A 13319-nucleotide genomic window follows, 5' to 3' on the forward strand; every position below is an offset into this window, starting at 1 on the left:
TTTGGCGAACCATGAAGGTAACCTTCGTTCTTCTATTCTCGGTATTAATGCATGTAAGTGCAGCCGGATTAGCCCAAAAGATCAATCTTAATAAGAAAAACAGCGCATTGCCAGAAATCTTCAATGATTTGGGTAAACAAAGCGGATACCAGTTTTTTTATAATGAACGTTTGCTTGAAAGAGCAAAAAAGGTAGATATAAAGATTCAGAATGGAACTTTAGATGAAGCATTGAAATTATGTTTCAAAGATCAGCCCTTTTCTTATGAGATTGTCGATCAAACTGTTGTCATTAAAGAAAAAGAGAGATCCTTTATCGAAGCGCTTACCAGCCGTGCTCCTGACCCTGTTACAGTGAAAGGATCTGTAACCTTTACGCAGAATGATGGAAGGAGTGAAACTGTTTTTGGCGTGAACATTACTGAGAAAGGAACCAATAACACCAGGCAAACAGATGCCGATGGTAAATTTACCATCAATGTTCAGAAAGGTGCCATACTGGTTTTTACAAAAATAGGTTTTAAACCACATGAAGTCAAAGTCTCAGATAATAATCCGGTTTTAGCTATTAAACTGGAAGAGAGCTCAACGAACCTGAAAGAAACAGTCATCACTGGTTATCAGCAGTTAGATAAGAAGAAGTTCACCGGTTCGTCGGTAAAACTAAAAGGTGATGAACTCAGACAGACCGGATCTTTAGATATAGGCCGTGCCCTGGAAGGTAAAGTAGCGGGGGTTTCTATTCAGAACGTATCAGGTACTTTTGGTTCTGCTCCAAAAATCAGGATCCGTGGTGTTACTTCACTGACCGGTTCAAACAAGCCTTTATGGGTAGTAGATGGTATTGCACTCGAAGATGTAATCGATGTGACGAATGATCAGCTTTCCAGTGGTGATGCGACTACGCTGCTGGGATCTTCCGTAGCAGGAATTAACATGAATGACGTGGAAGACATTTATGTTTTAAAAGATGTTGCAGCTACTTCTCTTTATGGGGCAAGAGCGATGAACGGAGTAGTCGTAATTACTACTAAAAAAGGGAAAAATGGGAATTTGCAAATCAACTATACGGGTAATTTCAGTTCACAATTGCGTCCCACCTATGGTAGTTTCAATATCTCAAATTCAGCAGATCAGATGTCTATTTATTCTGAAATGTATGGGAAGGGTATGCTTAACCTGAAAGATCTTGGAAACCGGTCAAATGTAGGTGTATTTGGTAAAATGTACAATGACCTTCAGACTGTTGACCCCAAAACAGGTAAGTTTCTTCTGGAGAATACGCCTGATGCGCGGAACGCGTTTTTAAGCAGATATGCAAATGCAAATACAGACTGGTTTCATTTGTTATTCCGTAACACTTTAACACAAGAGCACTCTATCAGTATTTCCAGCGGAACTGATAAAGCACAACATTATACTTCAATAAGTTATTACGATGATAATGGGTGGACCATTGCTGATAAAGTAAAACGCTATACTTTTAATTCACAGAATACTTATAATTTTTCCAAAAAACTTAGCGGAGGCATTATCACCACAGCATCCTTCAGAGATCAGCAGGCACCAGGTACGATTAACCGTTCAGCTGATCCTGTTTTTGGAAAATTTAACAGGGAGTTTGATATCAATCCTTATAGCTATGCTTTAAATACAAGTCGTGCCTTAACTCCTTATGATGACCAAGGTAACCTGGAATATTTCAGAATGAATTATGCACCATTCAATATTATCAATGAGTTGCAAAATAACAAGATCAAATTGACAGATCTTGATGTGAAATTGCAGTTGAATCTGGCTTATAAAGTAGATCCTTATCTGAAGTATGAATTTCTTGGTGCTGTCCGTTATGCTAAAACGACTCAGGAAAACCTGGTCAATGAAAACTCCAACAGAGCAAATGCATACCGGGCTAATTATAACTCGCAGATTGCTAATTCGAATATTTATTTATACAAAGACTCAGATAATCCAAATGCTTTGCCAGAAGTGGTTATGGCTGCCGGAGGTTTATATAATCGTACAGATAACTCATTAGGTACCTATAACTTAAGAAATAACCTGACTTATATCAGAAGTTTTGGTAAACACGATCTGAATGTCCTTGTAGGCCAGGAACTCAGATCGGCCGACAGACAAAATGCGTTTAACAATGGTTTCGGTTATCAATATGAAAATGGTGGAATTCCATTGGTTAATTATAAGATTATCAAGCAGGGAGTAGAGCAGAACAGACAATATTACGGGATGGGTAAAACGTATGATCGTTTTGCTTCCTTTTACGCAACAGCTGGCTATACTTTTGACGGCCGTTATAACTTGAGTGCAGCAGCCAGATATGATGGTTCTAATCAATTAGGTCAATCACCACAGGCAAGATGGTTGCCAACATGGAGTGTGAGTGGTTCGTGGAATATTGATCAGGAAGCATTTATAAAAGATGTAACGGCGATCAGTAACCTGAAACTAAGAGCGAGTTATGGTCTGTCTGCCAGTACGGGTAATGCAACAAATTCAGCATTAGTATTGCAGACTTTCAATACACTCAGACCTTATTCCTCAGAAATTGAGTCTGGTATCAGAATACAAGATCTGGAGAATTCGGACTTGACTTATGAAAAACAATATTCAGGTAATATTGGTGTGGATGCAGGGTTTTTCAGTAACAGACTTAACATTACAGCTGATATATACAATAAAAAAGGTTTCGACCTGATTGGAAACTTAAGAAGCAGCGGAATTGGCGGACAGGTTGTAAAAACCGGAAACTATGCTAATTTAAAATCACATGGAATTGAGTTTTCTGTTTCTGGTGAAATCATCAGACAAAAAGACTGGGGCTGGAGATCTACATTGATATTCTCTTATGCAGCTAATAAGATTACCAATACCAAAGACCAGCCCGTTATTTTTGATATGTTAGTACCAACAGGTGCCAACAGACTGGGGCTTCCTGTGAGTTCCTTATATTCTCTTGATTTCCAGGGATTAGATCATAATACAGGTGTTCCTCTTTTCATCAACGAGCAAGGAGAGGTTAGCCAGAGGGTTAATTTACAGGATATTGAAACTAAATACCTGAAATATGAAGGGCCGGTAGATCCTCCGTATTCGGGAGGTTTTAGCAATAGCTTTCGCTATAAAGCTTTCACCTTAACTGCACAGATCACCTACCAGGCTGGTAATAAAGTAAGGTTAAATCCTTCATTCAAACCACAATACTCGGATCTGGATGCAATGCCAACAGAATTCAGAAACAGATGGATGTTGCCTGGAGATGAAACAAAAACGAATATTCCGTCTATTCTGGATGCTATCAATAATTACAACATGCCATCAGGAACCTATCCATATAATAATTATGACCTCTCTTCAGCAAGAGTTGCCAATGGTGGTTTTGCCAGATTAAAATATCTGTCACTGGCCTATCAATTACCTGTAAAATTTGCCAACGCGATAGGGATGAACAACATGTCGCTGACAGCTGCCGGTACTAATTTAATGTTGTTTTTTGCGGATAAGAGACTGGAAGGACAAGATCCGGAATTTTTCAACGCTGGAGGTGTAGCCCAGCCTTTACAAAAGCAGGTGATTATTTCTTTAAAAATTGGATTATAAAAGATGAAACTTGACATGAAAATAAAACATATTCATAATAAAATAGCGGTCATCATCATGGGTGCATTAATTTGCTCCGCTTCCTTATCAGGATGTAAAAAAATGCTCGATACTGCACCAGATAACAGAGCTGAGCTTGATAGTCCGGATAAAGTATCTCAATTGCTTACTGCTGCTTATCCGAGTGAAGATTATATTACTTTTTGCGAATCGATGACGGATAATGCAGCAGACAGGGGATATAAAACTGTGTATAACAATGCATTGCTTAATGATAATCCATACCGGTTTAAAGATTTTTCATCATCAGATGATGGAGCAGTTGATACTTACTGGGGTGCTTGTTATAGTGCGATTTCAGCAGCTAATCAAGCCTTGCAAGCCATTAATACTGCGAATAATCCTGCAGCATACAGTGCCTATAAAGGAGAGGCATTAATAGCACGTGCCTATTCTCATTTTATGCTGGTTTCTCTTTTTTCAAAAAGCTACGATCCTGCTACTGCAGCAACTGATCCGGGCATACCTTATGTAACCGAGCCTGAGAAAACCTTGTATAAGTCTTATGAACGTAAAACGGTAGCTTATGTTTATGAGATGATTGAAAAGGATTTAACAGAAGGACTGCCTTTATTAAATGATAATGCTTATAAAGTTCCTGCTTATCGTTTTACAAAAGCTGCTGCTCATGCTTTTGCAAGCCGGGTTTACCTGTTTAAAAAGCAATACGATAAAGTCATTGAACAGGCAAATCTTACCTTTCCAACCAATATAGGCAATTATTTAAGACCCTGGAATTCAACTTATTTAAGTTTGACAGATGCCGGAAAAGCAGCAATCTATACCAGTTCTGCTGAAAAATCCAACCTGTTGCTGGCAACTACTGCCTCGATCTGGAATAACGGATGGCAATTGTACAGGTATGGATTGAATTCAAAACTTCAGCAGCAAATTTATACGCAGCCTAATGTGACAGGCGGCAGCTGGGCTAATCAAGCCGTAGGATACGGTTCAAGCGGTGAGATGATGGGGATTAATAAATGGCGTGGTAATTTTATTTATACAACTCCATTAATTGGTAATAATTATATATATATCCCTTTATTAAGCGCAGAAGAAGTTTTGTTTAACAAAGCTGAAGCTTTAGTGATGCAAGGAAACAATGCAGCTGCAATTACCGATCTTAATACTTATTTAAGTACAAGAATCAGCAATTACAGCGCATCGGCCAATAATATAACCGAGGCTAAAGTAACTGCTTTTTATAAAACCGGCGATGTGAAACAGGCGCTGATCAATACCATTCTTGATTTTAAAAGAGCTGAATTTATGCAGGAGGGATTAAGATGGTTTGATATTCTTCGTTATAATCTGCCAGTGGTTCACGTGGATGAAAATAAGGATGAGTTCTCTTTGAAGCCAGGCGATCTGAGAAGAGTATTACAAATTCCCCAAACAGCACAAACAGCCGGAGGATTGCCAGCAAATCCAAGATAGTATAACTGGATTTATTTATAAAATATAACATTCTTAATTATAATATATTATGAAAACTATCATAAACATCACACCAGGAAAACTGCTCCTGCTTGTGCTGATTGCAATCTCTGCATTTTCTTGTAAAAAGAGTGAGAAACTGGTTCTTCAGGATAATTACCTTGGCGGGGAAGTATCAGGAACCACGCCTTTAGACCTGAATCTTTACAATCTCCTGGTTAAGCCTTATAATATTGAGGTGAAATATAAATGGGATCAGTCAGAATTTAATATGCAGTATACATTGGTACCTCCGCAGGCAGCAAAAGTTTTGCCGGTGGCCACTGCTTTAAAGCAGATATGGATAGATCCATACAATGCCGAAACCGGGAGTGATGTGTTCATGAAAACATATTCTCCTAAGCAATTGATTTTATCTGGTAGTCCGCAAATGAATAATGATGGAACCATTACTGCCGGTGTAGCTGAAGGTGGCCTTGATATTTTACTGACAAATATCAACAAAATAGATCCTAAAAAACCAGCTGATGTTCAGGGATTAGTACAATTAATCCATCATGAATTTACACATATCCTGAATCAGAAAAAAGCATATACCACTGATTACAATAAAGTAACCCCATCAGATTATATTGCTGAATGGTATAATTCTTCAGTGAACCCACTTTCATTGGGATTTATCTCAGGATATGCAAGAAAAGCTCCGGAAGAAGATTTTGCAGAAATGGTTTCATGGATGCTGACCTGGGGCAGGGATTATTATGAAAATACCTATCTGAAACAAGGTGTTCCGGTTCCAAATCCGGCTGTATATCCTGATGGATCTTATGGGACAATCTTCGGACAATTCTATAAGATATCAGACATTCCGGAAATTAACAAAGTCTATGATGGTACTGCGGCTTCAATAGCTTCTTTTTTTATCAAGGATCTTGTTAAACCAGATTATTCAGCTGGAATAGCGAAAATCAGAAAAAAAGAAGCTATTGTGGTGGCTTACTTTAAATCAGCCTACAACATTGATTTTTATAGTTTGCAGACCAACGTACAAAAGTCTATGGCTAACGCGGTTAAATAAAGGCAGAACGGATTTTGATATATCCGGAAATATATCCTGAACAATTAATGATAACCTGTATACAGATGAAAAAATATTTAGTCCATATAACTATATTGCTGCTTATTGCTGGTTTAGCCGGCTGCAGCAAAAAGGAAGAGGCATCGCTTTTTGGTGATACACCAGAGCAGCGGGCAGCAGCCGAGGTCAAAAAAAACCAGGCATTTTTAACAGCGGCCCCATATGGCTGGAAAGCAGTCATTTTTCCCGGACTTTTTAGAGGAAGAGGTTTCTTCTTTAAGTTCGATGAGAAAAACCAGGTGCAAACCTATGCGGATCCATCTCTAAAGCTAATCTCCCCGACGTTTGGCGGGCCGGGATCCAGCGGATATCAAGTGAAAGCTTTGCAAAGACCATCACTGATCTTCGATACATATTCTCCATTACATGTACTTTCTGATCCTTCAAACGGAACTGTGGGAGTAGGCTATAAATCAGATTTTGAGTTTTCTTTTGTGAGTGCTTCACCTGATACGATTAAACTGGACGGGAACTTTAATCATTCACCAATGATTTTGATTAAAGCAACACAGGCAGAATACACCGCTTATCAAAATAAAGGATTTGATGCGATAAAGGCTGCTTTGATTAGCTACGCAATCGCTACGAAAGGAAAAAAGATAACCCTGGTAATTGATGCTGCACATCAGCCGGAATGTAAAATTGTGACCGATCAGGACAATGACAGAACGTTTACGCTGTCTTATCCGGATGATAAAGGGGTGGTGCAAACTCAAACCACTAAGTGGGGACCAACTGTTAACAGTATCTTTTTTCAAAATACTATTGTTTACAATGGCATCGTCATTAACGAAGTGTTTTATGATAGTGCAAAATTATCATTGTACATACAGTGGCAAGGGAAACGATACGATCTGGTTGTTGCCCCTTAATCATCTTTGGCCCTATACCTACCTGTAAAGAGTTGCCAACCTTCCCGGGAAACCGGGTTTTACCAAAAAAAGGCTGATCATTGTTAAAAATGATCAGCCTTTTTTATGATACTATTGCTTTTGCGCTTACCTGCCTTTTGCGTTTTGCATCGGGTTGCCACCTGCAGACTGTCCGCGTGTAGCAATGGATTTTTGTTTAAATAACTGGAATTTAGAAGTCTGTGCTTTTCCTCCCCAGCTATTATTGCTTTCATCAATGTCAGCTGTTTCACGCATAGGATCTAATTTGATAGCTGTTACTTCTTTATCCTGCACATAGAATTTTGAAGCCTGTAATTCATTATGTCTCCAAATCTGCGCAGGAATTCTATCTATTTTTTTACTGCCATCAGCATAAGTAAATTCAACGATAACAGGCATGATCAAACCACCCTTATTGCTGAATGATAGTTCGTAAAAGAATTTACCGGCATATTTCGCCTGATCTTCTGAAGACAAAGCTTCTACGAGTTCAGGGATTTCCTGTCTATGTTCTTTGTCATCATATTTCTCCATTCCACGGTCATATCTCCAGTAGAAATCCTGTGTTGATTTGTCCTGATCAGTATAAAACCTGATATTCTTATCTTCCCTGTTTCTCACTTTAGAAATATCATCAAAAGCATTGACCATTGGGCGATCCAGTTTAACCATCGCTACTCTTGAAACCGGAACTTTAGAAGTTACATCTGCTTTGGCAAATTTCACTGCATCCAGAGCAATGTCGCAAGGATCTGTCGTATAAAACCATCCTCTCCAGAACCAGTCCAGATCTTCACCACTTGCATCTTCCATCGTTCTGAATAAGTCTGCTGGTGTAGGATGTTTAAAAGCCCATCGTCTGGCATATTCTTTAAAAGCATAATCAAATAATTCTCTGCCCATAATGGTTTCTCTCAGGATATTTAAAGCCGTCGCAGGTTTAGAATAAGCATTAGGGCCAAAACGTTCAATGTTTTCAGAATTGGTCATAATCGGTTCCAGCTGATCTTTCGGTAATTTCATGTAATCAACTATCGTATAAGCCGGGCCTTTTTTTACCGGGAATTTATTGTCCCAAAGCTCTTCGGTCAGGTATTCCAGGAATGAATTCAATCCTTCATCCATCCATGTCCATTGCCGTTCATCACTATTCACAATCATCGGGAAAAAATTATGTCCCACTTCATGAATAATTACACCGATCATTCCATTTTTAGAACCCTCACTATAAGTACCATCTTTTTCAGTCCGTCCGAAATTGAAACAGATCATTGGATATTCCATTCCATTGGCGGCTTCTACGCTTTGTGCAACAGGATAAGGATAGGGGATGGTAAAGTGCGAATAGGTTTTAACCGTGTGGGCAATCGCTTTGGTCGAATAAGGTCTGTATAAATTATAGGCCTCTTTACCATAAAAGCTCATACACATCACTGACTTATCCTCAACTTTTTCTGCCATGGCATCCCAGATAAATTTCCTGGAAGAGGTCCAGGCGAAGTCGCGGACATTGTTTGCCTGGAAAACCCATGTTTTTGTTGCATTACTTTTGGTAACCTCTGCTTTTTTAGCTTCATCCAGCGTAACAATTTCTACAGGTTCAGCAGCTGTTTTCGCTTTGTTATACCTGGCCAGTTCTGCCGGAGAAAGTACAGCGCTATAATTGATACATTCTCCTGTACCGCCAATCACATGATCAGCAGGGACAGTCATTTGTACTTTGAAATTTCCGAACGTTAAAGCAAATTCTCCTCTGCCGGTAAACTGGTGGTTCTGCCAGCCCTGAAAATCACTGTATACACATAATCTTGGATACCATTGTGCCATGGTGAACAGGTAATTGCCATCTTCAGGGAAGAATTCATAACCACCACGGCCACCAACAGCAATCCTGTCAGTAATTTTATATTTCCAGGTCACGTTAAAGATAAACTGCTGGCCTGATTTTAAAGGGGCAGGTATTTCTACACGCATCATGGTTTTGTTGATCGTATATTTTAATTCTTTTCCTGCAGCATCAGTGATTTTCTGAATAGTAACCCCATTTCCATTGTCGGGCAAATCTAATGCAGCTTTATCTATTTCGTTGGTTGTTGCAGTAGCGGGAATCTTTGTACTGGTCTGATAACCTGCATTTCTGATGTTACTGTGCTCATTCTCATCCAGCTGTAGCCAGATATAAGTCAGTACATCTGGTGAGTTGTTGAAATAAGTTACTTTTTCTGCACCTGTAAGTTCGAGTTTCTTTTCATCCAGCGTACACCTGATGTCGTAATCTGCCCGCTGCTGCCAGTATTTTACACCGGGCGCACCACTTGCAGTCCGCTGTTCATTTGGCGTAGAAAGAATAGTACCGAGTTGTTCAAATTTATTTCCATGATTACTCCCCGGATTATATTGAATATTCTGGGCATAAGAAATTTGCAGGCCGGAGCACAGCAGCAGGGTGGCAGTTAATAATTTAGTCATTTGGTGTTTAGTAGTAGGAAGTCTAAATTTAAACCGTTTTTTTGTAAAGCAAAAATTATATTAGCCTCATGTTATCTTTCCTTCACCATTCTCTATTAATTTGTTACGTAATTACTACCGGTATGTTTAAACCACTGGCAACTGCCAATGCCGGGAATAGTCTTAAACATCCTTTACACCTGAGCTCTACAGAATTAAATTATAACCTGAAAGAGAGTACGATGGAAGTGAGCTGCCGGATATTTACGGATGATTTTGAAGATATCCTCAGCAAAAAATATAAAGTTAAAGCAGATCTGTCTCTGGAGGCGAAGCATAAAGAAATGGATCAGCTGGTGAGTAAATACATCACAGCTCATTTACAATTGGCAGCGAATGGAAAAGTATTGCCCCTGAATTATATTGGTTTTGAGAAAGACAATGAAGCCATTGTGGTTTATCTGGAATCGGCAAAAGTTAAGAATATAGTTAAGCTGGAAACCACCAGTACCGTGTTATATGATCTTTTTGATGATCAGACGAATATCTTTCATTTAACCTTTAAAGGCAACAGGCACAGTTTTAAACTGACTTTTCCGGATAAAAAGGTTGCCTCTTTGTTATAACATCTTCATACTATCAATGTGCTTTACCGGTGCGGTTTCAAAAGTTGAAATTGCTAATTACGCAGTATCCGCGGTGAATGAACTGAACCTGGTAAGCTTCAGCCTGTGTTATTGATGTGGTAAGTTTTAATATAATTCTGATTGTGTATCCCTGGAAATATTTTACTATTTATTTGGCTGAATTACTTAACATTTTTTTTAATTGATAATCATTTGCGTCGGCTTCCCTTACTGCTCAGCCTATATTAAATACTGCACCAGAGTCATCCTTCGATTTGTTTCATCGTAATGAAAATTATTTAAGGTAAAGCCTTTCCGTTTTCGAGATACAGTGCTTGCTGCTTTAACGAAACCTCTCTGATGTCTTTCGGTTTCCATTGTTTGTTCCCTTTTGCCCGGTACAGAACTTTTGAAACAACCTGTACGCCAAACTGCTGCTTTAAAAATGAAATCGTCCTGGACTCCCTTTGAAAATTTACCCGTTAAACTTCCCATAATAAATATCTTTTCACCAATGTAAGCCATTAGCGTTAAAGATTATCCTGATACGTAAAAAATGTCCGTAATTGTCCGCAGCTGTCTGCAATTGTCCGCTTTGTCCGTGGGTTAGTCAAAGGGAAAATTATAATTTCATTAATCTTCATCCGGTTATGATTGAGTTGTGCCTGAGTGGTGGTCGGGGTGACACCAGGTTGTAAACGGGCTGTAAGCATGCCAGGTCTAAGTCATTTCAACTAGTTGTTTTGACTTAGAGTTGCCATGCTCTCGCGTTACTTTAGCACTGCTCTTACCCTAACGAGTACTCAGGCAGTACTCAGGCAGTACCCGGCTGATATAGCTTTATGATTTAGCTATTTTGAATTATTTACGAACAGCCCGGCCTTGTTTCCCCCTGAGTCATTCCCAGGCAAATTGAAAGCTTTCAGCGCGCGATACCCGTATCAAACTGCAAGAGAACACAAGCAGTATAGTTCGTGAAATATGTCACAATACTTACTCAAACATCAGTTGTCATTATTTTAAATCCTTGTTTAATGGCCAATTACTCGCCTTTTCAGAGTTGTGACAATATTCTGATATAGATTTTTAAAACTAGTTATACATTTGTTTAACACTGTTAGATTATTTACACAGTAGCAAGATTACCATGGGTAGTAAAGAAAGAATTCAAAGGGTTAAGGAAGAAACAAGAGCTAATATACTTGATGCTGCCTTAGAAATCGTCAAAGAAGACGGTTGGCAAGCCTTAAGTATGCGCAAAATCGCAGATAAAATTGAATACACTGCGCCGATTATTTATGAATATTTTGCCAATAAAGAAGGTATTCTGCTGGAATTAACGAGAAAAGGAAATTTATTTCTGTTAATTGACCTGAAAAACGCGAAAGCAAAATACGACAATCCGAAAGAACAACTGGCAGCAATGTGGCTGGCTTATTGGGATTTCGCATTTGAGCATACCCATTTATATCAGGTTATGTTTGGCGTAGACATGATGTGTTGTGAGCAGCAAAAAGCATTACCAGAGGCAGAAGCTTCCCGTAAACTCATTACAGATACCATTGTAGAAATCATGAATGCTGAAACTTTCTGTGAGGATAGGGTTTGCAGAAAGTATTATACTTTCTGGTCTGTTATCCACGGATTGATTTCTATTAACCTGGTTAGAAGAGGCACTAACGATGAAATGAATCAGCATATTCTAAAAGATGCAATTCACGGAATTATACAAACAATTAACGATTAAAATTTTTTTTATGGAGTACTTAACACTGTTAGATTATCTATACGTAATTAGCTCACCGCTAAGGAGGAAATCTGTCCGGACTATTTCGTTTTTTTTGCCTCATAACTTAACAGTGTTAAATAACCTATTTACGTTAAAAAAGCATTATCCTAATATTAATAAATAATACATTTTACCTCTAACACACAACAAGTTAAACAACAGATTAACGTTATGAAAATTTCAATTTTACTTCTCGCCGTTTTATTCATTGGCTGTTCCAGCGATAAAGTTCAGGTAGCTGCTCCTGTAATACAATCCCTTCCGGTTATTGCGTTACACAATAGTTCAGAAACCACTTTTACCGAATATCCAGCTTCCATTCAGGGAGCCGTTGATTTGGAAATACGCCCACAGGTATCGGGTTCATTAGATAAGATCTATGTGAACGAAGGCGCTCTTGTTCAAAAAGGACAACCACTTTTTAAAATTAATGAACTTCCATTCAAAGAAGCAGTAAACAACGCTAAAGCTTTATTACATGCAGCGCAGGCAGCAGTAACCAATGCACAGCTTGAAGTAGATAAACTTACCCCTTTGGTCGCAAACAAAGTGGTATCTGATTTCCAGCTTAAAAGCGCTAAAGCTACCCTTCAATCTGCACAGGCCAGCGTAGAGCAGGCAAGAGCAGGTGTAGCTACAGCAAATATCAACCTGGGTTATACTTTGATTAAAGCACCTGTAACAGGTTATGTAGGCCGGTTACCTAGAAAGCAAGGAAGTTTAGTCGGTACTACAGATGCAGTTCCGCTTACTCAGCTTTCAGATGCACACGAAGTTCATGTTTACTTCTCTTTAGGAGAGGATGACTTTATCAATTTCAATGCAACTTATCCTGGTAAAACAATTGCCGACAGACTTAAAAAACTACCAGGTGTTGCTTTAGTTTTAGCAGACCGTACAGTTTATGCACAAGAAGGTAAAATAGACATGGTTGATGGCCAGTTTGATAAACAAACAGGTTCCATTGCTTTAAGAGCTACTTTTCCAAATACACAGGGACTGTTAAGATCTGGTAATACTGGTAAATTAAGACTGAGCATTAATCACCCGGATGCGATTCTTGTTCCACAATCATCTACCATAGAAGTTCAGGACAAAATGTTCGTGTATACGGTTGATGCTGGAAATAAAGTGAGCAAAACTCCGATTACAATTCTTGGAACTACAGGGATCAATTACCTGGTTAAAGAAGGTGTAAAAGCAGGAGACAAAATTGTTTTTGATGGTATTGATAAATTAAAAGAAGGTGAAGTTATCAAACCTGAAAAACTAAAAGAAGAACCTATTAAAACTGCATTAAGATAATTTAAC

General features: G+C 38.7%; 8 protein-coding genes. 7 read left to right on the forward strand and 1 reads right to left on the reverse strand.

Translation table 11 applies throughout. From position 1 onward, the window contains the following. Nucleotides 1-11: 11 nt before the first annotated feature. The 4 genes from AB3G38_RS24770 to AB3G38_RS24785 all read left to right on the forward strand — a co-directional run bounded on the left by AB3G38_RS24770 (nucleotide 12) and on the right by AB3G38_RS24785 (nucleotide 7124). Nucleotides 12-3617 carry a SusC/RagA family TonB-linked outer membrane protein gene (locus AB3G38_RS24770; protein ID WP_367866364.1) on the forward strand — a complete coding sequence of 1202 codons (3606 nt, stop codon included), beginning with the start codon at nucleotides 12-14 and terminating at the stop codon, nucleotides 3615-3617. 15 nt (nucleotides 3618-3632) lie between these two features. After that, nucleotides 3633-5114, forward strand: coding sequence for a RagB/SusD family nutrient uptake outer membrane protein (locus tag AB3G38_RS24775; RefSeq protein WP_367866365.1), 1482 nt, complete (start codon nucleotides 3633-3635; stop codon nucleotides 5112-5114). A 49-nt stretch (nucleotides 5115-5163) separates the two neighbouring features. Then, complete coding sequence (locus AB3G38_RS24780) at nucleotides 5164-6192, forward strand: substrate import-associated zinc metallohydrolase lipoprotein (protein ID WP_367866366.1); 1029 nt, start codon at nucleotides 5164-5166, stop codon at nucleotides 6190-6192. A gap of 65 nt (nucleotides 6193-6257) precedes the next feature. Beyond that, the gene (locus tag AB3G38_RS24785) at nucleotides 6258-7124 is read left to right on the forward strand and encodes a DUF4302 domain-containing protein (RefSeq protein ID WP_367866367.1); all 867 of its coding nucleotides are present in this window, start codon (nucleotides 6258-6260) and stop codon (nucleotides 7122-7124) included. A gap of 126 nt (nucleotides 7125-7250) precedes the next feature. Here the strand turns inward: AB3G38_RS24785 and AB3G38_RS24790 are convergent, their stop codons facing one another. Further along, nucleotides 7251-9614 carry a M1 family metallopeptidase gene (locus AB3G38_RS24790; protein ID WP_367866368.1) on the reverse strand — a complete coding sequence of 788 codons (2364 nt, stop codon included), beginning with the start codon at nucleotides 9612-9614 and terminating at the stop codon, nucleotides 7251-7253. Nucleotides 9615-9736: 122 nt separating this feature from the next. Between AB3G38_RS24790 and AB3G38_RS24795 the strand changes: the two genes are divergently transcribed. From AB3G38_RS24795 to AB3G38_RS24805, 3 genes are all read left to right on the forward strand, one after another. Further along, complete coding sequence (locus AB3G38_RS24795; RefSeq protein WP_367866369.1) at nucleotides 9737-10219, forward strand: DUF6702 family protein; 483 nt, start codon at nucleotides 9737-9739, stop codon at nucleotides 10217-10219. Nucleotides 10220-11366: 1147 nt separating this feature from the next. Continuing rightward, on the forward strand, nucleotides 11367-11966 hold the full coding sequence (locus tag AB3G38_RS24800) for a TetR/AcrR family transcriptional regulator (protein WP_367866370.1): 600 nt from the start codon (nucleotides 11367-11369) through the stop codon (nucleotides 11964-11966). Between the two features lie 213 nt (nucleotides 11967-12179). After that, on the forward strand, nucleotides 12180-13313 hold the full coding sequence (locus tag AB3G38_RS24805) for an efflux RND transporter periplasmic adaptor subunit (protein ID WP_367866371.1): 1134 nt from the start codon (nucleotides 12180-12182) through the stop codon (nucleotides 13311-13313). Nucleotides 13314-13319: the final 6 nt, after the last annotated feature.

It is taken from the genome of Pedobacter sp. WC2423, assembly GCF_040822065.1.
In the GTDB taxonomy this organism is placed as follows: Bacteria; Bacteroidota; Bacteroidia; order Sphingobacteriales; family Sphingobacteriaceae; genus Pedobacter.